Origin of the sequence: Alkalibacterium sp. (assembly GCF_046484155.1) — a bacterium.
Classification (GTDB): Bacteria; Bacillota; Bacilli; order Lactobacillales; family Carnobacteriaceae_A; genus Alkalibacterium.
In genome coordinates, this window is the sequence record NZ_JAWOBT010000069.1 from 1 (window position 1) to 21464 (window position 21464).

The 21464-nt window shown below is 40.4% G+C and carries 20 protein-coding genes and 1 pseudogene; 15 read left to right on the forward strand and 6 right to left on the reverse strand.

Annotation, left to right across the window (positions count from 1 at the left end):
* A partial coding sequence (locus tag R6U02_RS05190) for an AbgT family transporter (protein WP_410262574.1) occupies positions 1-758 on the reverse strand: 758 nt, incomplete at its 3' end.
* 317 nt (positions 759-1075) lie between these two features.
* Here R6U02_RS05190 and R6U02_RS05195 point away from each other — a divergent pair.
* From R6U02_RS05195 to R6U02_RS05210, 4 genes and pseudogenes are all read left to right on the forward strand, one after another.
* Positions 1076-1816 (forward strand): acyl-[acyl-carrier-protein] thioesterase, encoded by a 741-nt coding sequence (locus R6U02_RS05195; RefSeq protein ID WP_410262575.1) that lies wholly within the window; start codon positions 1076-1078, stop codon positions 1814-1816.
* Positions 1817-1831: 15 nt separating this feature from the next.
* A complete protein-coding gene (locus tag R6U02_RS05200) occupies positions 1832-2815 on the forward strand; it encodes a LacI family DNA-binding transcriptional regulator (RefSeq protein WP_410262576.1) in 984 nt (327 codons plus the stop codon).
* Between the two features lie 86 nt (positions 2816-2901).
* Positions 2902-4281, forward strand: a pseudogene (locus R6U02_RS05205) (sucrose-specific PTS transporter subunit IIBC); the annotation flags it as partial.
* Positions 4282-4332: 51 nt separating this feature from the next.
* The gene (locus tag R6U02_RS05210) at positions 4333-5733 is read left to right on the forward strand and encodes a glycoside hydrolase family 32 protein (protein ID WP_410262577.1); all 1401 of its coding nucleotides are present in this window, start codon (positions 4333-4335) and stop codon (positions 5731-5733) included.
* A 50-nt stretch (positions 5734-5783) separates the two neighbouring features.
* Here the strand turns inward: R6U02_RS05210 and R6U02_RS05215 are convergent, their stop codons facing one another.
* Positions 5784-6752 (reverse strand): asparaginase, encoded by a 969-nt coding sequence (locus tag R6U02_RS05215; protein WP_410262578.1) that lies wholly within the window; start codon positions 6750-6752, stop codon positions 5784-5786.
* 1 nt (position 6753) lies between these two features.
* Entirely contained in the window at positions 6754-7389 is a 636-nt protein-coding gene (locus tag R6U02_RS05220) for an MBL fold metallo-hydrolase (protein WP_410262592.1), read from the reverse strand.
* A gap of 137 nt (positions 7390-7526) precedes the next feature.
* Between R6U02_RS05220 and R6U02_RS05225 the strand changes: the two genes are divergently transcribed.
* The 3 genes from R6U02_RS05225 to R6U02_RS05235 all read left to right on the forward strand — a co-directional run bounded on the left by R6U02_RS05225 (position 7527) and on the right by R6U02_RS05235 (position 9072).
* Positions 7527-7991, forward strand: a complete 465-nt coding sequence (locus R6U02_RS05225; RefSeq protein ID WP_410262579.1) for a Dps family protein — start codon at positions 7527-7529, stop codon at positions 7989-7991.
* A 111-nt stretch (positions 7992-8102) separates the two neighbouring features.
* Complete coding sequence (gene tsaE / locus R6U02_RS05230; RefSeq protein ID WP_410262580.1) at positions 8103-8561, forward strand: tRNA (adenosine(37)-N6)-threonylcarbamoyltransferase complex ATPase subunit type 1 TsaE; 459 nt, start codon at positions 8103-8105, stop codon at positions 8559-8561.
* On the forward strand, positions 8554-9072 hold the full coding sequence (locus R6U02_RS05235) for an N-acetyltransferase family protein (RefSeq protein ID WP_410262581.1): 519 nt from the start codon (positions 8554-8556) through the stop codon (positions 9070-9072). Before tsaE ends, R6U02_RS05235 begins: the two co-directional genes overlap by 8 nt.
* A 45-nt stretch (positions 9073-9117) precedes the next feature.
* Here R6U02_RS05235 and R6U02_RS05240 read toward each other — a convergent pair whose 3' ends face one another.
* Both R6U02_RS05240 and R6U02_RS05245 read right to left on the reverse strand, forming a co-directional pair.
* The gene (locus R6U02_RS05240) at positions 9118-9642 is read right to left on the reverse strand and encodes a 3'-5' exonuclease (RefSeq protein WP_410262582.1); all 525 of its coding nucleotides are present in this window, start codon (positions 9640-9642) and stop codon (positions 9118-9120) included.
* 168 nt (positions 9643-9810) lie between these two features.
* The gene (locus R6U02_RS05245; RefSeq protein WP_410262583.1) at positions 9811-12447 is read right to left on the reverse strand and encodes a cation-translocating P-type ATPase; all 2637 of its coding nucleotides are present in this window, start codon (positions 12445-12447) and stop codon (positions 9811-9813) included.
* Between the two features lie 876 nt (positions 12448-13323).
* On the opposite strand from R6U02_RS05245, the gene murB reads away from it, so the two are divergent.
* From murB to rpiA, 8 genes are all read left to right on the forward strand, one after another.
* A complete protein-coding gene (gene murB / locus R6U02_RS05250) occupies positions 13324-14319 on the forward strand; it encodes a UDP-N-acetylmuramate dehydrogenase (protein WP_410262584.1) in 996 nt (331 codons plus the stop codon).
* Positions 14320-14455: 136 nt separating this feature from the next.
* The gene (locus R6U02_RS05255) at positions 14456-15379 is read left to right on the forward strand and encodes a Gfo/Idh/MocA family protein (protein WP_410262585.1); all 924 of its coding nucleotides are present in this window, start codon (positions 14456-14458) and stop codon (positions 15377-15379) included.
* Positions 15379-15837 carry an NUDIX hydrolase gene (locus R6U02_RS05260; RefSeq protein WP_410262586.1) on the forward strand — a complete coding sequence of 153 codons (459 nt, stop codon included), beginning with the start codon at positions 15379-15381 and terminating at the stop codon, positions 15835-15837. The genes R6U02_RS05255 and R6U02_RS05260 overlap by 1 nt, the downstream gene beginning before the upstream one ends.
* Positions 15838-15913: 76 nt before the next feature.
* Positions 15914-17041: an ABC transporter ATP-binding protein gene (locus R6U02_RS05265; RefSeq protein WP_410262587.1), complete on the forward strand. Its 1128-nt coding sequence runs from the start codon at positions 15914-15916 to the stop codon at positions 17039-17041.
* Positions 17034-17843, forward strand: a complete 810-nt coding sequence (locus R6U02_RS05270) for an ABC transporter permease (RefSeq protein ID WP_410262588.1) — start codon at positions 17034-17036, stop codon at positions 17841-17843. The genes R6U02_RS05265 and R6U02_RS05270 overlap by 8 nt, the downstream gene beginning before the upstream one ends.
* The gene (locus R6U02_RS05275) at positions 17843-18673 is read left to right on the forward strand and encodes an ABC transporter permease (RefSeq protein ID WP_410262593.1); all 831 of its coding nucleotides are present in this window, start codon (positions 17843-17845) and stop codon (positions 18671-18673) included. The genes R6U02_RS05270 and R6U02_RS05275 overlap by 1 nt, the downstream gene beginning before the upstream one ends.
* The gene (locus tag R6U02_RS05280) at positions 18673-19740 is read left to right on the forward strand and encodes a PotD/PotF family extracellular solute-binding protein (RefSeq protein ID WP_410262589.1); all 1068 of its coding nucleotides are present in this window, start codon (positions 18673-18675) and stop codon (positions 19738-19740) included. Before R6U02_RS05275 ends, R6U02_RS05280 begins: the two co-directional genes overlap by 1 nt.
* A 94-nt stretch (positions 19741-19834) precedes the next feature.
* The gene (gene rpiA, locus R6U02_RS05285) at positions 19835-20512 is read left to right on the forward strand and encodes a ribose-5-phosphate isomerase RpiA (RefSeq protein WP_410262590.1); all 678 of its coding nucleotides are present in this window, start codon (positions 19835-19837) and stop codon (positions 20510-20512) included.
* A 131-nt stretch (positions 20513-20643) separates the two neighbouring features.
* Here rpiA and R6U02_RS05290 read toward each other — a convergent pair.
* Positions 20644-21464 (reverse strand): amidase family protein (locus R6U02_RS05290; RefSeq protein WP_410262591.1); only part of this gene is annotated, 821 nt, incomplete at its 5' end.

Below are 21464 nucleotides of genomic sequence, written 5' to 3' on the forward strand. Positions count from 1 at the left end.
TCATCATCTGGCTTATAGCTCCCATTATATTCACCAAGTCGCGGTTCGACTATTTTTTCGGTGACAAAAGCACCTACGGCAGTTAATACGAATGTAGAAACAATCATGAAGTACCAGTTTGCTGTAACAGCTACATCGTAGTCAATACCACCAGCGGTCAAGGCTTCGTTTGTAATACCAACAAGTAAAGCATCAGTAGGACCGAAGATCAAGTTAGCTGAGAATCCGGCAGACACACCGGCAAAGGCTGCGGCCAGACCGGCAATAGGGTGACGACCAGCTCCCGCAAAAATAATAGCACCCAACGGAATAACAACAACATATCCGGCATCGGAAGCGATATTAGAAATAATACCGGCAAATACCACAGAAGCAGTTAAAAGTCCTGTTGGGACATTTCTTAGTAATTTCTTAAGTGTCGTAGAGATCAAGCCTGTCCATTCAGCGACACCGACACCTAGCATAGCAACAAGTACTGTCCCTAAAGGTGCGAATCCTGTAAAGTTATCTACAGCACTATTGAAAATGTGTGCGATCCCATCGGCTGACATTAATGAAATAGCCTCGACGCTTACGAAAGCACCTTCGCTTGCGTTAAAATATTCAACTGGTCCACCAAAGCGGGCAACAATTTCGGATATCACGATAATAGCTAAAGCTAATATTACGAATATAATAACTGGATGAGGTAAACCATTACCTACACGCTCGATAAAACCGAGAAACCCTTTATTTCTGTTGTTTTCAGAATCTTTCATGTAATTTCCTCCTTAAATTTTTGAAAATTGCGATAAGTTCTAATCTTACAAATCATAATAATGAAGGAATCATAAGTAAGATTAAAATTTAGCTCCATTTTTCATTATACTATAAATTCTATTCTAATACAAAACACATGATAATTTCAATGAAATATAACCAATTATTTTTAAAAAAAATCTTTCTCATCAAATTCTAGACTAAACTAGGTAAAATAATGTGAAAACTTGCTTCTTCATAAGTATCGTTAATTAAAATTGTAATATAAATCAATTACTTCTATAATTTAAGCAATGAAACTAAAGGAGAAATGAATGTGAGTCAATCGTATAAACAAAAGCAAAATGTTACATATTATATGTGTGACCGTACGCAACAGCTGACCTTATCTATGCTGGTCAATTTACTCTTGAATGTTTCGGAAAATCATTCAGCCGAATTGAATAGGCAGGAATCAATCATTAGAGAAATGGGATTCAACTGGATCGTTCTCAGATATGAATTTATAGTCACACGAATGCCAGGTTATAAAGAAGAAGTAGAAATAGAAACGTTTGCAACGGAATATAACAAACTCTTTACCTATCGTGAGTTTATTGTACGCGATGATGATCAAAATAAACTAATAGAAGTCAAGACAACGTTTGCGCTCATGGATAATGAGAATAGAAAGATGGCAAGAATTCCAAGTGAACTCGTTGCCCCCTATGAAGCTGTTTTTTCTAAACGGATACGACGAAACTCCAAACCGCATGAAGTAGATCTCGTACAAGCAGTTCAAACGAATTACAGCGTCCGTTATTTTGATATTGATACAAACCAGCATGTCAATAATTCAAAATATATAGAGTGGTTACTAGATAGTTTAAATGCATCATTTATTACAGCACATCAAATACAGCATGGCATCATTACATTCGATAAAGAAGTCAAAGAAGGCGATACAGTAACTAGTAAGGTCAGCCAGCGTTCGGAGGGACACCTGTATACTGATCATCATATTCTAGTGGGTGAAACGATCCATGCTTCAGCTAGTTTTCGATGGAATAAAAGATAAGATGGGAGTTCAATCATGGTAACAATCAATGATATTGCAAGAGAAGCGGGTGTGGCAAAGAGTACGGTGTCCCGGTATTTAAATAATGGGTCAGTCAGTCCCAAGACAAAAGAAAAAATTGACGCAATTGTAAAGAAGCGGGGTTATAAACCGAATACGTTTGCTCGGAGTTTAAAAGCTCAAAAAACAAACATGATCGGAGTGATCATTCCGCGTCTGGATTCACCTTCAACGAATGAAGTGCTGTCTGGCATAGATTATAAAGCATATGAAAAAGGATTTCAGTTGATCATTACAAATGCTAACCAAGAAACTGAAAGAGAAATAGAAGATATTAACACGCTGGCTAAGCAAAAGGTCGATGGCATCATCTTCTTAGCCAAAGAAGTGACAGCCAAACACCGAAAGGCAATAGAAGAAATCGATATCCCACTTTTAGTGTTGGGACAGGAAACAAAAGAAATCCCATCCATTATTCATGATGATTATGGAGCAGGTGAAAAAATCGCACAACATGCCCTGGATCTAGGGCATCATGATTTCCTGTATTTCAATGTATCACAAGAAGACAAAGCGGTTGGCCGTGACCGATATGACGGATTCTATAAAGGTACTTCAAGAAACAGCCTGGCAAAGGTGAAAGTGGTGGAGACTTCTTTCCTCATGCGAGAGGCCTATAATACAGCCATAATAGAATTGAAAAAATCGAAAGCAACATTTATTGTGGGTGCAACAGATACGATAGCCTTGGCGGTAATGAAAGCGGCTCATGATTTAAACATAGCTATTCCTGAGGATATCTCCATAACAGGGTACGGCGGGTATGACTTACTCTCTTTCATGTCGCCGGCGTTGACTACTGTTAAATATCCCTATTATACTATCGGTAATCTGGCCATCGAAACACTTGAGAAGATGATTTTGAAAGAGGAAGTTCCTCACCAACAAGCTTTAGATAATCAATTAATAATCAAGGAAACGACAAAAAAATTAAATTAAAGGGTTTACAAGGAAAACGCATTCATTTACAATGGAATAGAACCGGTTCCAAAATAAGTGGGACCATAAAAATTGGAGGGATAAACATGGCAGATAACAAAGAAATTGCTCAGCAAGTGATTGATGCAATTGGCGGAAAAGATAACGTTGATTCGGTTGCACATTGTGCTACGCGTTTACGTGTAATGGTCAAGGACAGAGAAAAAGTGGATGACAGCAAGATAGAGAATATCGAAAAAGTAAAAGGTGTCTTCTATAATTCTGGTCAGTATCAAATTATTTTTGGTACAGGAACGGTTAACAAAATCTATAATGAAATCATTGATCTTGGATTACCAGGTACGTCTAAAGGAGAGATGAAAGAAGAGGCTAAAAAACAAGGGAACGTATTTCAACGGGCTATTCGAACCTTTGGTGATGTATTTGTTCCCATTATTCCTGTTCTTGTTGCAACAGGGCTATTTATGGGATTACGCGGCTTACTAACACAAGAGCAAGTCCTGGGATTATTTGGACTAGTTCCAGAGGATATCAGTGTAAACTTCTTATTGTATACTCAGATCCTAACGGATACAGCTTTTGCCTTCTTACCAGCTTTAGTGGCCTGGTCAGCATTTAGAGTGTTTGGCGGTTCACCGGTTATAGGGATAGTCTTAGGTCTGATGTTAGTTAACCCGGCACTTCCAAATGCTTATGCAGTAGCTAGCGGGGACGCTTTACCTATTTATATGTTAGGCTTTATCCCTGTCGTCGGGTATCAAGGAACGGTATTACCAGCTTTCATTGCAGGCTATATTGGAGCTAAAGTCGAAAAATGGTTTAGAAAAAATGTTCCCGAATCTTTAGATTTACTTGTATCTCCATTTGGAACATTATTAGTGATGAGTATTCTTGCACTCTTTATCATTGGTCCAGTATTCCACTCATTAGAAGAAGTCATATTGGAAGCAGTGATCTGGTTGCTCGATTTACCATTTGGTCTGGCAGGGATTATTATTGGTGGATTGAATCAGGTACTGGTTATAACGGGTGTTCACCATATCTTTAACTTTTTAGAAATTCAGTTATTAGCCAATACAGGTGTGAATCCTTATAACGCGATCATTACATCCAGTGTTGCCGCTCAAGGTGGAGCAACTTTAGCTGTAGCTATGAAAACAAAATCTAAGAAATTGAAAGCTCTGGCTTATCCTTCAGCTTTATCAGCCTTTTTAGGAATTACAGAACCGGCTATCTTTGGTGTGAACTTACGATACATTAAACCTTTTGCATTCGGTTTAGTCGGGGGTGCTGTTGGTGGTTTCATGGGTGATATTTTAAACCTGGAAGCAACAGGAATGGCAGTTACCGTAATTCCAGGAACACTTCTTTATCTGAATGACCAACTCTTATGGTACATTTTAGCTAACTTGGTTGCTATCGGTGTTGCTTTCACACTCACATATTTCTTTGGTTATACTGATAAAATGAGAGAAGATATGGAAGGTTCAAAAGCTTAATTACTCAGGAGGAATAAGATGTCAAAAGTAGAACAAAATGATGAGAACTATACAGTCTATTATCATGTGCGCGCACCTCATGGGTTGCTTAATGATCCTAACGGCTTAGTTTATTTTAACAATCAGTATCACGTATTCTTTCAATGGAATCCAGAAGGGACAACACATGCGAATAAAACGTGGGGTCATGCTGTCTCTACTGATTTGATCGAATGGGATTATTTGAAACCCGCTTTGGAACCGACAGATTGGTTCGATAAAGATGGGTGTTATTCTGGCAGTGCGTTTGAGCGAGAGGGAAAGCTCTACTTATTTTATACTGGAAACGTCCGCAATGTTAACGGTGAGAGAGAAAGTTATCAATGTTTGGCTGTTTCAGAAGACGGTATTCATTTTGAGAAAAGAGGACCGTTGTTCGATCATCCCAATAATTATACGGCGCACCTGAGAGATCCGAAAATTTGGCAGGAAAAAGATGAATACTGGATGATACTGGGCGCACAAACGCTAGATTTAAAAGGGACGACCATAGTGTACCGTTCACCGGATTTGCTCAACTGGTCATTTGAGGGTGAATTCATGGATGCTTTGCCAGACTTTGGATATATGTGGGAATGTCCGGATGTGTTGAAATTGCCCAATAAGGACGTGTTTGTCTTTTCCCCGCAAGGATTAGAGGCTAAAGGTGATTTTTACCAGAACATCTTTCAAACCGGTTATATACTGGGGGAGGCTCGATCTGGGAAATTCATTCCAGATAAAGAAGGATTTATTGAAATGGACCGAGGGTTCGAGTTTTACGCTCCTCAATCTTTCAAAGATGATCATGGAAGAACCATCATTTTAGGTTGGATGGGGGCGATGGATCCCGAAGTTGAGGCTGCAGTTCCTACTATAAATGAGGGATGGATTCATCACCTAACGCTGCCTAGAGAAATCAAAATAGTGGGAAATCAGTTGTTACAGCAACCCGTCGAAGAACTGAAAGAATTGAGACTCGCATCGTTTGATTTGTTAAAGGACATAGCTCTGAAAGATAGAATTATCTTGTCCACACCGGAGCAAGAAATGAATTGTTCGTGGGACGAATCGCCAGCATCCTTTACCTGGAACTTCCGTAATGAAGTCACAATCACTTATGAGGCGACCGAAAAGCGTATCACCGTGGAACGCACGAATTGGTTAACGGGAGAGCGAGAAACGAGAAGTGTTAATCTGACACGACCGCTTGAAACGGTGCAGTTGTTCCTGGAAGATTCGTCAATGGAGATCTATCTAAACCAGGGTGCGGAAGTCTTCTCATTGCGTTATTTCAATGAAAACAGAACAAATATGTGGCAATGGAAAGATGCAAAATGGAAAAATCATTTAGCTGACTTAACTGTTCATGAATTAAAAAGAACAATAGAGTTTAAATAAAAAACAGCACGTGTCTGTCACTTGACAGATACGTGCTGTTTTTTAATAAATCAATCAAAACATTGTTTAATCAGATCGTCTGCATTATCTTGTTCTAGAATGACTTGTAATTTTATCCGTGCTTTAATACCGGTCAGACCTGGAGCAAAAATAGCGCCAAGTTCTTTCAGGTGTTTGCCCCCGCCTTTGTAGGCATAAATATCCTGAGCTATTCCACTAAATGCGCGGGAAGTGATGACGATCTCAACGTTATTATTAAGTAGTCTCTTGATACCGGGTAATGTTGCTGGGGGCAAATTCCCAGCACCTAAGGCTTCAATAACGAGACCGTCGATGTTAGTTGAAGCAAGCGCATCGAATAGCGTGCTATCCATTCCAGCAAAAGCTTTTAATAAACACACATTTTTAGAGATGGACTTAACGGGATAAGTTTCATCAAAGACCAGTTTTTGAAAGAAGCGGACTTTGTGTTTGGATACAATGCCGATCGGACCAAATGTTGGGGTTCTGAATGTCGCTATATTGGTCGTGTGTGTTTTGGTGACGTATCGAGCGGTGTGTATCTCTTCGTTCATTACAACCAGTATTCCTTTATCTTTCGAATCCATGGATAGAGCCGTCCAAATCGCATTTTGCAAGTTGCTCACTCCATCAGATCCGAGCTCATCTGTTGGCCGCATTGCCCCTGTTAAGACAATCGGAAAAGGTGAGTCTAGAGTCAGGTCTAAAAAGTAGGCCGTTTCTTCTAGAGTATCTGTTCCGTGAGTAATCACAGCACCGTCGAAATGTTCTTCATCAATGGCTTTAATGAGTCTCTTTTGCATATCCAGCATATTGTGCAAAGTAACATGTGGAGAAGGTAAATGAAAAATATCTTCTTCACTTATTTCAATGTTTTCTTCAAATAAGTGACTGTACTGGTGTAAAGGATGTTCCTCAGTTGGTTTAACGGCACCTGTACGCTGGTCTGTGCTCATCGAAATGGTGCCACCTGTATGCAAAAGTAAAATTCGTTTCACTTTAACTATCCTTTCCATTTCTAAAGTAAGGGTTCGTTCGTTTTTCATAACCGATGGTTGTAGAATCTCCATGGCCTGGGTAAACGGTATAGTCATCCGGAAAGACAAAGAGCTGTTCTTTTACAGCCGGTATCAATTTTTCCGGTTCGCTTCCAGGCAAATCTGTCCGGCCGATACCGCCCTTAAATAAAGCATCTCCAGAAAAGACACAGTTCTCATCTTTGAAAATGAAACTGACGCCACCTGGCGAGTGTCCGGGAGTGGCAACCACTTCAAATGTAAAAGGACCGATGATTACTGATTCTGATGGTTCAAATGTGTATTCTGCGGGATTAGCGCTAATTTCATAATTCGTATAAGTCGATAGATTCAGACTGGGATTCCCTAACCACTCTTGCTCTTTGGGGCTAACGTAGACAGGGATGTCATAATCCACACGAATATCTTCCAGTGCTCCAATGTGATCATAATGTGTGTGGGTCAATATTACAGCTAGGGGTGTAACACCCAAATTTTCCAGTTCCTTCTTGATCTTACTTGCTTCAGCACCTGGGTCGACAATCAATGCTTCAGTATTTTCATAGACTATATAGCAATTTTCTTGGATACCGCCTGTTTCGATCTGTTTAACTTGAATCATTCATAGGACCTCCTTGGTTCTTCATTCAGTATAACTAAATAGTTATCTTCTGTCGATAAAGTCATATTAGTTGAGAACGCAAAAAAATTGTCATACTCTATGGGTAGAAGAAAAAATACAAAGGAGGAATAAAAATGTCAACACCAGAAGTGAAAGAATGTTTGAACGATCTCGTTGCTACCCAAGGTCTGTTTTACACGAAACTTCATCAAGCTCATTGGTTCATCAGAGGACATCATTTCTTTGATTTACATGTTAAGCTGGAAGAGTATTACGATGAAATAACTGAACACATGGATGCTACGGCTGAAAGACTCTTGCAGATCGGTGGGCAGCCCTATTCAACTCTCCAGGAATTTATTGATCACTCATCTATTAAAGAAACGCTTGAGAACAAAAACATTCCTGAAGAACCGTTCATCAAAGCCATTGTTTTAGATTTTGAAATCCTTAGAGATGATCTGAAAAATGCAATAGATCTGATCGATGAGAGCAATGATGATGTAACCGTTGATATGCTGATTGCACAAAAAGCATTTGTTGATCAAACAATTTGGATGCTTTGGTCATATGCCGGGAAAAATGCATTAGGTAAATAAATAGGAACACAAAGAGCTGGCTAAACGCCAGCTCTTTTTTTTGTAAAAAGTATGATTATGTCATGAAATATGATAGGATTATGAATAGTTAATGAGTAGAGAAGGGTAACGATGAAGATAATTACAAAAAGTGAGCAAGAGACAAAAATGATAGCAAAAAAATTAGCTGCTTTACTAGAGCCTTCCATGACTGTTTTGCTGGAAGGTCAATTAGGAGCAGGCAAGACGACCTTTACTAAAGGTGTCGCGGAAGGACTAGGGATCGCGCGCATAATAAAAAGTCCCACCTATACGTTGATAAAGGAATACACTGATGGGGACCTACCGCTCTATCATATGGATCTCTATCGTCTTGAAGAGGCTGAAGATGAAGATCTGGGACTAGAAGAATACTTTTTTGGTGAGGGGATCACCATTGTGGAATGGGGTTCTTTTATGAAAGAAGATCTACCGGAGGAACACCTGTTGATTCAAATCAATGTTTTAAACGATTCAGAACAACGTGAATTGATTTTTGAAGCACATGGTAAAAAGTATATTGAAATAGTGGAGCGATTAGAAAATGAGTGAAGCGATTGAGTGTATTATACGAGAAGCTATTCCAAGTGATGCTGAGCAAATTTTAAAATTATTGAATGAAACGGCCACTCAGACCGGATACATGACCCAAGGTGGGGAAGGGATCGGAGTGAGTGTTGAGGAAGAAGAGAAACAACTTGATACTATCTATTCATCTTTAAATAATTGTGTGTTTATTGCCCGTGTGAATGAAGAAGTTGTTGGTATTGCATCTATACATGCCTCCGATAAACCAAAGATCGAGCATATTGGAGAAATCGGTGTCGTCGTAGACAAAGACTATTGGGGCTTCGGGTTAGGAACGTTGCTGATGGAGGAACTGTTGCTTTGGGCAGACGAATCGCCAGTGCTTAGTCGCCTGGAATTAAAAGTGCAGGAACGAAATACTCGAGCCCGTCATTTATATGAAAAATTGGGTTTCAAATTAGAAGCCATTATGGAACAAGGTGTCAAAGATGAAGGACAATTACTTAACGTTTGCTTAATGAGCAAATTAATCTAAATAAAGACGCCAGGGAATCATTCCCTGGCGTCTTTATTTAGATAATCATCTAATGAAACGGTCTAAAGAAAACTTGCCGTATTCTTTTTCCTGATTGATCAATATCGTTGCACAGGCACGTGAATCATCCAGTGCATGATGGTGATTTAAAAGGATACCATAGTGTGCTGCGACGGTATTTAATTTGTGATTGGGTAATTCACGTAGTAAGGAGCGAGAAGACTGCACAGTACAAAGCGTTTGGAATCCAGGTGCGTCTAAACCGTAATGGGCTAGCGTACCAGTTAGAATACGTTTATCAAATGGCATGTTGTGAGCCACGACTAATTGATCCGGGGTGAAAAACTGCTTCATGTCATTCCACACATCAGGAAATTTTGGTGAATCGTAAACATCAGTTTCTCTTATTCCATGTATTTGCGTATTCATACGGTCAAACCGGGTTTCGGGCTGAATCAAGGTGTAATATTCATCGACGATTTTATTATCTCTAACGATAGTTAAAGCGACAGAACAGGCACTGTGTGACTGGCGATTGGCAGTTTCAAAATCTATAGCTGTAAAATTCATTTTGTTAACCTCTTTTATTAATATCTTATTTAGTCTTTACAGTATAGCATGATTCACAGGAGTTTCAAGTGAGTTAGGTGGATAGGAGAGAAATATCTTGTTTGAAAAAAGTGAAAAAAGAGCATGTATTTATCTCGTCAAAAAGATAAATACACGCTCTTTAAAAACTTATTCTGCTTTTTTATACGGTAAGATAATTTTTCTCAATTCCATGATGATAGTTGTTGTAAGGGCTAATCCGGCTGCAATTGCCCATTCAGTTAAACCAAAGTCAGCAGGTATAGAGAAGATTCCTCTAACAGCTGGTAACAAGGTGATGCTATATAAGCCTGAACAAATAACGAAAGCGATAATCACGAATTTGTTACTGAAGAATCCAGCGCCAATACTTGTTTCTACATTGGAACGAGCTGGGAATACTTGAAGTGTTCGCGACAATATTAATGTAGTAAAGGCCATGGCGACACTCATCTCATTTGAATATTGGAGACCAATATACTGAGAGATGATAACAGCGATACCGATAAGCGCTCCACGGAAAGCAACGATTCTGAATGTATTACCAGAAAAAATGGATTCATTAGGATCTCGTGGTTTCTGTTCCATGACGTTAGGTTCGGCGGGTTCTAAACCTAAAGCGATAGCTGGCAGCGAGTCGTTAACTAAGTTGATAAAGAGAAGTTGTAGTGCAGTGAACGGGTTTACCCAATTCATAATTAAGGCAAATATGATTGCAGTAACAGCACCCAGATTACCCGAGAACAGATAAGTTATAGATTTTTTGATATTACTGAATATCGTACGTCCAACTGAAATAGCACGGACAATGGAAACGAAGTTATCATCAGTTAAAATCATCGCTGAGGCATCTTTGGCTACATCTGTTCCACTACCCATAGCTATACCGATATCAGCTTGTTTCAATGCAGGTGCGTCATTGACACCATCGCCAGTCATAGCTGTGATCTGATTTTTGTTTTCCCAAGCTGTAACAATACGGATTTTATTTTCCGGAGATACTCGAGCATAAACAGTAATGTTTTCTAGTTGGTCCATGAGTTCTTCTTCGGATAGATCATCTAATTCCTGTCCTGTATAGGCAAGGTCACCTTCTTTAGATATGTTCAAATCACGAGCAATGGCTCGTGCAGTTGTTTTATGGTCACCCGTAATCATGATTGTTCTTACGCCCGCCTTAGCAGCATCTTCTACCGCATGGTATACTTCCTTGCGAGGAGGATCGATCATTGCAAGCAGACCAATGAAGACCAGGTCATCTTCATCTTCAATACTGACATCTGTTGTGTCTAAAGGTTTATAGGCAAATGCCAGAACACGCATAGCCTGATTAGAAAAATCTTCATTCTTCTGTTTCAGTTCTTCTAAACGTTCTTCTGTCAGTTCAACAATATCCCCATTCATTTTAACCTTGGAACAAAGTTTGAATAAAACATCGGGCCCACCTTTTACAAGCAGGCGTTTTTCCCCATCGATTTCATGAACCGTCGACATGCGTTTACGACTCGAGTCGAAGGGCAGTTCAGCGATTCTCGGATATTCATCTCTTACTGAATTGTAAGGAAGACCTTGCTCGTTGCTATAGGCGATCAAAGCGACTTCGGTAGGGTCACCACTCGATTCATTTTTTTCATTGATAGTCGAATCATTCGTTAACACAGCCACTTGCATGAGTATTTTCTCTGATTCTGTCCAAGTATTGCTATCACCAGAAAAAAGATTGGACTCGCCATTTGGAATATATTCATCGACAACTGTCATTTTGTTTTGTGTCAATGTTCCTGTCTTGTCTGTACAAATAACACTCGTAGAACCAAGTGTCTCGACAGCGGGAAGGTGTCTGATAATCGCATTGTTTTTTGCCATTTTATTTGTACCGACAGATAATACGATGGTTACGATAGACTGCAGGGCTTCTGGAATAGCAGCAACGGCAACCGCAGCGGCAAACATAAAGGCGTTAAGCAGAGGTATGGCCACATCTTGTGTATCTCCCAGGAAGATACGTGCAGCCTGAATACCAAAAATAAGAACAGATAAGAGCAGGATCGCTATCCCTAATTTTTTACTGAAATGCTCCAGTTTTCTTTGCAGGGGTGTTTGTTTCGCAGCCACATTTTGAAGCATTTCAGCAACTTTACCCATCTCAGTATCTTCACCTACTGAAGTCACGACCATGACACCACGTCCATAAGTTACCAGTGTGCTGCTGTAAACCATATTGATTCGATCAGCAAGCGTGGTTTCTTTTTCTAAAGGTTTTATCGTTTTTTCAGAAGGCATTGACTCACCGGTCAATGATCCTTCCTCAATTTGAAGGGATTCAGATTCTATGAGTCGCCCGTCAGCAGGGATGTTATCTCCAGCTTCCAGCACGACGACGTCTCCGATGGTCAATTCTCTGGCATCGATCTGTTTCGTTTTTCCATCCCGATAAACGTTAGCGGTCGGGGCAGACATTTTTTCCAACGATTCGAGTGAATCTTCCGCTTTTTTTGTCTGAACCACACTTAAAATGGCATTCAAGATCAAAACAACGAAGATGATCAATGATTCGATCACTTCACCTATGGCTATTTGAACGATGGCCACAATCAATAAAACAACAACCATTGGATCTTTAAATGAATCAACAAACATGGAGAAAATTGATTTCTTATCTTTGCGGGTGATTTCGTTGTAGCCATGTTCTTCCAGCCGTTTGTTTGCCTCCGACTGATTCAGTCCTTGAGGTGAAGAATCGAGTGATTCCAGGACCTTGTCTTTTGTGTCTTGATAATAATTCATTGTTTTATCCTTCCTCTTTTCATGTTGGAGTAAGAAAAAAGACGCATACGGAATAATTGATGATAAATCCGTATACGTCTCACTATTTAATACAGCACCAGCAGATTATCAATCTACGAATGGTGGCACTGCAACAGATTACCTCTGCAAGTTACTCCCGCATATATAATATTTAATTGTCACACTAATTATAGATAAGTCTATTTTAAAAAGCAAGTCTGTTATTTTCACAGTAACAGACAACAGGTCTTTTTTGATTGATTTAAATCATCATATCAATATCGAGTTCTACCGGACAGTGATCAGATTCCCTTTGATCACTGTGTATTTCAACCTCTTTTAGGTGGGATTCTAATTGCTCCGAAGTTGAGAAATAGTCGATTCACCACCCGGCATTCCGTTTGTAAATCCAAAATGGTAATTGCAATAGCAATAAACATCTTCTATGTTGGGATGGAAATAGCTGAATGAATCGATAAAACCTTTATTTGAAGGATCTGAAAGGGATTCGCATGCAAAACCAGCAAAACACGCATTTTTCAAATCAATTTCGGCATGTGCCACATTCAGATTTCGGCATAAAATAACCGGTTTGTTTTCATCTAAACATTGACAATGAAAAAGTTGTCGTATTCGAGCGTTATAACCCGTCCGTCTTGATTGTGTAGTTGATGGTGAATACCGTAATAATCGAATAGCAAGATATGCGAGTCATTGCATGTAAGAGATGAGAACCGGTAACCACATGACGATTAAGTGACAATTGCTTATTACTTTACATTATAGGGTAGAATAGTGTTAAAATGAATGTGATTATTTGATAATGATATATTCAAACACATTCAAGCACTTATTATGAGAGGAATCACTGAATCTATGACTATAACAGCCTTTAAGAAAGCATTTCCTGATGCAAATATAAAAGAAAATGAACCGTTGTCCCGATATACATATACTAAGACAGGCGGACCTGCGGATACCCTTGTCTTTCCTAAGACCAAAGAGGAAGTTCAAACCTTGGTGAAATGGTTAAATGAGAACAACTGGCCGCTGACTATTTTAGGTAATGCCAGCAATTTGATTGTTAAAGATGGCGGCATTCGAGGAGCCACGATCATTTTGACAGATATGAATCAAATATCTGTTCAGGATAATATCATACGGGTGTTTGCAGGGGCACCACTGATTGAAGTGAGTAAGCGAGCTTATGACTCTGGGTTGACAGGATTGGAATTTGCCTGCGGAATACCCGGAAGTGTGGGTGGCGCTATTTATATGAACGCCGGTGCTTATGGCGGAGAAGTGAAGGAAGTCATTAAAAAAGTCACGGTGTTGACCCGTCAAGGTATAATAAAAGAGATGGTCAATGAGGACATGCAATTTGATTACCGCCACAGTATTTTACAAGATTCAGATGACATTGCTTTAGAAGTTGTGTTCGAACTTGAGCCTGGAGATAAAGAAGAAATCAAAGAGAAGATGGATGAATTGACTTATTTGAGAACATCTAGGCAGCCTTTAGAATATCCTTCATGTGGTTCAGTATTCAAACGTCCGACAGGCTATTTCACAGGTAAACTTATCCAAGATGCCGGGCTACAGGGGTTCACTTGGGGAGGCGCTCAAGTGTCGACCAAACACGCTGGCTTTATTGTTAATATCAATAATGCAACGGCCACAGATTATATTGAATTGATCGATCACATCAAGGAAGTCATCTTGGAAAAAGATGGTGTCACGTTAGAAACAGAAGTCAAAATCATCGGTGAAGATCTGAGGACAGATGAAAAGGCAAGCCGTGAATTGATCAGCAAAGCGAAAGATACAATAAAAGCAAAATTCAATAAAATATTTTTAGCTGAAGAAAGCTAGAATTTATAAAGCGATTCTATACACGGATGCGATAGAGCGGCGTGTATAGAATTATTTTTTTTTAGAAACAATGGCGTGTTTAATGAACGCATGACATGTTATATTGAAGGTAATAATCATAAATGGAGGTTTTATTATGAAAATCGGTGTAATAGGACTCGGGGGTATCGCTCAAAAAGCATACTTGCCCGTATATACGACGCTATTCCCAGAACACGAGTGGTATTTTTCCACACGCACACAAAAAACACTGAAGGAGTTAGGTAAGAAATATGGCGTACCAGAAGAGCGCTTATATACAGAATGGCGTGATCTAACGGAACGTGTAGATGCTGTTTTTATTCATACACCAACAGGATCACACGATGATGTCTGCCGCGCATTCTTGAATAAAGGTATACCGGTCTTTGTCGACAAGCCAGTGACTGAAAATATTGCGAGCACAAGAGCCTTGCTGGATTTCGCAATAAAACAGGAAACGCTGCTCATGACTGGTTTCAATAGACGTTTTGCGCCGATGGTACAGGAAATAAAGCAACTGTCCGATAAAAATCATATCATCATGCAGAAAAATCAAGTGAATAAGACGGACTTTGAAGTCAGGTACAGGATATACGATTTGATGATCCATCCTTTGGACACTGCGCTTTATTTACTGGACGAACCAGCCACAGTGGTCAAGTCTCAGGTCCTGATGGAAGGGGATCATTTTTCTCGCGCTTGGGTAATGTTGGAAACACCGCAGGCAACGGCGTACGTTTCTATTAATAATGAATCCGGAACTAAACTGGAAAAATACGAGATACAAAGCAAATCGGAAACGATCGTTTTAGAAAATTTAACAGACAAAGTGTCATACACAGAGAACGAAATCACCCATACAAAAGCAGGAGACTGGGTCACGACTCTTGAAAAACGAGGATTTACGCCTATGATAAAGGCCTTTATTCAAGCGGTGGAAACGAAGGGTGAAAATCCTGTTTCATTAGAAAGCGCCTTGCACAGTCATGAGATCTGCGAAACGATAATCAATGGATATGAAAAAAGTGAGTTGAACTGATGGATTACGTTACGCAACTGAGAGAAAAAGTCGGGCATGACGTCCTCATATTAAACGGATCTGTTGCTTTCGTTTTAAATGAAGAAAACGAAGTGTTGCTGCAGCAACGACCAGATGAAACATGGGGACTGCCTGGTGGGTTGATGGAGCTGGGAGAAAGTTTTGAAGAGACATTGATCAGAGAAGTGAAAGAAGAGACCAATTTAATAGTTAAAGCATATGATTTTGTCGATATTCTCTCAGGGAAAGCCTTTTTTGTCAGACTGGACAATGGAGATGAATATTATTCCGTGACGGCATTATATAAAATAACTGAGTTTGAGGGAGAACTTAACAGTCATTCAGACGAATCATTGACATTACAGTATTTCCCGTTAAATCAGGTCCCTGAAAAAATGAATGTGAGATGGCGTCAATTTTTAAATATCTTTATTGAAAATAGTCTGAAAACAAACTAAAAAAATATTGCTTTTCACCCCTTAACCGCTATAATAAAAAGGTTGTATAAAATCGGTTATAAAGGGGTGTTTTTTGTTGACAGAAGAAATCATTGTTTCCTTCAAGCAGGTCGAAAAAAAATATGAAGAAGAAAGCGTATTGAAGGATATTACTTTCGATTTGGAGAAAGGCAAGTTCTATACCCTGTTGGGCCCGTCTGGCTGTGGAAAATCAACGATACTTAATATTATCGCCGGATTCACTACTCCTACAGAAGGTTTAGTCAACTTGAATGGCGAACTGGCAACAGATACACCGCCGAATAAGCGGAAAGTGAACACCGTGTTTCAAGATTATGCTTTATTTCCGCATATGAATGTATTTGAAAATGTAGCTTTTGGTTTGAAAATGAAAAAATCAAATAGAAAAGAAATGGAAGAGAAAGTCAAGACGGCGTTGCGTTTAGTGCGCTTGGTCGGTTTTGAAAAAAGAGAAATAAGGGAAATGTCTGGCGGACAGAAACAGCGGGTAGCGATTGCGCGCGCGATCGTCAATGAACCAGATGTCCTGCTCCTAGATGAGCCACTTTCCGCATTGGATTTGAAATTGCGTACAGAGATGCAGTACGAGCTTCGCGAACTGCAAAGACGTTTAGGCATTACTTTCTTATTTGTCACACACGATCAGGAGGAAGCGTTGGCCATGAGCGATGAAATCATGGTCATGAAAGATGGTGAAATCGTTCAAACGGGATCACCTATTGATATTTATGATGAACCGATCAATCGCTATGTGGCTGATTTTATTGGTGAAAGTAATATCGTTGAAGGTCGAATGGTCTCTGATTATATCGTTTCTTTCGCAGGGAAAGAGTTTGCCTGTGTAGACGGCGGGATGCGGCCAGGCGAAAAAGTAGAAGTGGTTATCAGACCCGAAGATCTAGTTTTAACTGATGCCATTGATGGGGATATTCTGTTAACTGTGGACACGCAATTGTTTAGAGGCGTGCACTATGAAATGATCGGATACGATCTGGATGGTAACGAGTGGATGATCCATTCTACTAGGAAGTCAGAACCTGGCAAAGTTGTGGGGCTGAAGTTTGAACCTGAGGATATCCATATCATGCGCTTAGATGAAACGGAAGAAGATTTTGATGAGCGTATTGAACACTATTCACCAACTCCAAGTGCTTCAGATGAAGGAGATGGCGTGGATGGTTAAACAGCGCAAATTACTGTCTGTACCGTATTATTTATGGATCGGTTTGTTCGTGATCATTCCTGTCCTTCTTTTGTTTTTTCAAGCATTTAGGGGCTTAGATGGCACCTTTACCTTGGCTAATATCGAAAATTATTTTACATCACCTGTCTATTTAGCGATGACGGCTCAGTCTTTTCTGTATGCTTTTTTGATTACGGTATCGACCTTGCTCATCAGTTATCCGGCCGCCTATTTTCTCACTAAAACAAAACATAAACAGTTATGGTTGCTCGTGATGATCTTACCGACATGGGTGAACATTTTACTTAAAGCCTACGCGTTTATAGGGATACTCAGCCAAACGGGTATGGTCAATCAGTTATTGGCTTTTATGGGGATAGGGGCACAACCGCTCTTGTTTACCCGTTTAGGCTTTTTGATTGTCGCCACATATATTGAGATACCGTTTATGTTGCTACCGATTTTCAACGCCATCGATGACATTGATCAGTCGATGACTTTAGCGAGTCGCGACTTAGGTGCAAATGAGTGGCAGACGTTCCGTTCCATTATTTTCCCTCTTTCATTTTCAGGAGTGAAAAGCGGGATTCAAGCGGTTTTCATTCCATCCTTGTCCCTTTTCATGCTTACCCGGCTTATTGCCGGTAACCGAGTGATGACGCTGGGAACAGCTATTGAACAGCATTTTTTAGTGACTCAAAACTGGGGCATGGGTTCGACTATGGGCATCGTCCTCATAGTGATCATGTTTGCAGTCATGGCTTTGACGGGTAAGCGCCGGAAAGGGGTCGTGCGTCAATGATCAAAAACATAAAATGGTCCTCAGTATATCTGTTTATCGTTTTTATTTTATTATATGTACCCATAGTGTACTTGATCTACTATTCGTTTAACGCAGCAGGAACAATGAATCAATTCGACGGCTTTACCTTGGAGCATTATAGAGCGCTCGCAGAAGATACGCGCTTACTCATGATTGCGCTCGACACGTTGCGTGTTGCCTTGTTGTCTTCATTAGTTGCGACAATGATCGGCACATTTGGCGCCATCGGAATTTATTATTCACGAAAAAGACGCACACAAGGTCTGCTTATGAGCTTGAACAATGTTTTACTCGTCTCACCAGATGTTATTATTGGAGCTAGTTTCTTACTCCTGTTCACAATCGTCGGTTTCAGACTAGGCTTCTATTCGGTATTGTTTTCACATATCGCGTTTAGCATACCGATTGTCGTGTTGATGGTGCTCCCCAGACTGGAGGGCATGAATGCCAATATGATTACGGCGGCTAGAGATTTAGGTGCAAATCAGTGGCAGGTCCTTAAAGAAATCATACTGCCGAGTATCAGTTCAGGTATCTTAGCGGGCTTTTTCATGGCCTTTACCTATTCCATCGATGATTTTGCGGTAACCTTTTTTGTGACCGGCAATGGATTTGCCACATTGTCCGTAGAAATCTATTCACGTGCCCGTCAAGGTGTGAGTCTGGAAATCAACGCACTCAGTACGATCTTGTTTTTAGTCGCCATGGCGATCGTGACGGGGTACTATTTTATCCAGCAGCAGCAACGGACGAAAAAGAAAACAGCTCCTATGGATCCAATGAATCATGAAAAAGGGGGGATCTTGTAATGAAAAAACTGACTGTTTTTTCACTGCTTGTCATCGCTCTTGCAAGTGGTCTGTATTTCAGTAAACAACTCATCGAGCGGGCAGAAGGAACGAGTGGTGCCGATGTATTCCATTTATATAACTGGGGAGATTATATCGATCCGGATTTGCTTGATCGTTTTGAAGAAGAAACAGGGTACCGGGTCATTTATGAGACTTTTGACTCGAATGAAGCCATGTATACAAAAGTACAACAGGGCGGGACAGGCTATGACCTGATCGTGCCAAGCGAATACATGATCGAACGTATGATGGAGGAAAAATTGGTCGTCCCGCTTGACCATACAAAAATCGAGGGACTGGAACATATCGATGAGGAATTTCTTGATCTGAATTTTGATCCGGGCAATCAGTACTCCATCCCTTATTTCTGGGGAACGCTTGGCATAGCTTACAATGAAGAATTGCTGGAAGAAGCACCGACTAGCTGGGAAGACCTGTATGACCCTAAATACGATAACAGTATCCTGATGATCGATGGGGCAAGAGAAGTCATCGGTATCGGGTTGCAGACTTTGGGCTATTCTTTGAACTCTAAAGATGCAGACGAACTGGAAGCTGCAGCTGACAAACTTGTTTCATTGGCACCGAACATAAAAGCGCTGGTCGCTGATGAAATGAAAATGTATATGATTCAGGAAGAAGCCGCGCTGGCTGTCACTTATTCAGGTGAAGCCGCGGACATGATGTGGGAAAATGAAGCCATTGTCTATGTCCTGCCGGAAGAAGGTTCTAACTTGTGGTTCGATAACATGGTCATTCCTCATACTGTTCAGAATAAGGAAGCCGCATATGCCTTTATCAACTTTATGCTGGATCCCGAAGTAGCGGCTCAAAATGCTGACTATATCGGTTACAGCACGCCCAATAAAACCGCGATGCAGTATTTGCCAGAAGAAACCGTTCAGGATGAACAGTTCTACCCAAGCCAGGAAATGATCGACAGCTTGGAAGTGTATGAGGACCTGGGACTGGAGTATACCGGCATCTACAATGATCTGTTTTTGGAATTTAAAATGCTGAAATAAAACGACCTAAAGTGAGGACACAGATCGTGTCCTCACTTTTACTATTCTATGCTATAATAATTTTAAGAAGACATTAGTAAAGGAGTTATCAGGTATGAATTTAAAAGAAATGGTTGGATATAAAGCGGCGGAATTCGTGAAGGATGGCATGGTCGTAGGTTTAGGGACAGGTTCCACGGCATACTATATGGTTGAAGCAATCGGCAAACGGGTGAAAGAAGAGGGCTTATCCATTACCGGAGTGACAACGTCGCACAGAACAGCAGATCAGGCGAAAAGCTTAGGTATTCCTTTGAAAGATATCAATGAAGTTGAATCGATCGATATCACTATAGACGGAGCCGATGAAATTTCTGACGACTACCAGGGCATCAAAGGTGGCGGTGGCGCTCATTTATTTGAGAAGATGGTCGCGAATCACTCAAAAGAAGTGATTTGGATAGTGGATGACAGCAAGCTCGTTCATAAACTTGGCGCTTTTCCATTACCAGTTGAAGTCGTCAAGTTTGGCTGCCAGCAAGTCTTCCGCTTGTTTGAAGAAAAAGAAATGAAGCCAAGTTTCAGAAAAGATGAAAATGATGACTTATATTTAACCGATTCTGGGAACTATATTATTGATCTGCATTTAGAGCAAATTGAAGATCCTCATGAATTGGCTGCCTGGTTAGATTCACTAACAGGCGTTGTGGAACACGGGTTATTCCTGGATTGTGTTACAAAGGTCATTGTAGGAAGAGAAGACGGACCTGAAGTTAAAGAAGTAAACAGATAAAAGTACCGTAGGAAAAAGAGGGTTTTTCAGCCTCTGATTCCTACGGTTTTTTTGATCAGTAAAATCAAAGTAACAAGAGAACATGTCAGGAAACAGGCATCGATTGTATGATGCTATCGTCAATAACCTGATCAGCAGAAAAAACCGTCAGATTCCATCAAGTGACCGATTTGCAGCAGCCAGTGTTCTTTTCCTTTAGGCGCAGTAAGCTGTATGCCGAGTGGAAGACCCTCTTCTGTAAGATGAGTCGGGAGACTGATAGAAGGTTGACCAGTTAAATTGGCTTGTTGAGTAAAGGGTGTCATCGTCAGACTCTCTTCCCACATTTCCCAAATCAACTGTTGCTGTTCGATGGGGGAGTAAGAATCTATATGTCGCATTTTTTCCTTGAAGGCATCATTCCAGTATACTCGATCGATTCGTGGTGCAGTTTCCGCTGTAGTAGGCTGTAAGTATAAATCATATTCCTGACTAAAAGTATCGACTTTCTCTGCCGCGTCATCCCATTTAAGGAGCGCATTCGAATAATCTACAGCACCTAGCGATTTACCTGCCTGAAATAAAACCCATGTAAGTAATTCTACATCTTCTTGAGTAACTGGTCGGCCAGTCGATTTCTCGAGGGTACCTAACATCGTTGCAGTCTCACCGGAATTCATTACATAGTAAGATTTCATTAAATCGATCCCGTCAATATCGGGAGAATCTTCTTCCACTTCGAAACCATTCAGCTCCAGCCATTTCACTGCATTCAATACAGCCTTTTTAGATTCAGGACTAACAGGTTGGCCAATAGGTGATGAGAGTGAAAAAGCAACCTTGAATGACTTTTTGGAAGAAGGAGTCAAACTTTGCAAATACCCTTCCTCATATAACGAAGTCTGAAATGCTGCTGCAGGTTGAACGACTTGCATACTGTCAAGTAAAGCGGCTGTATCACGGATAGATTTTG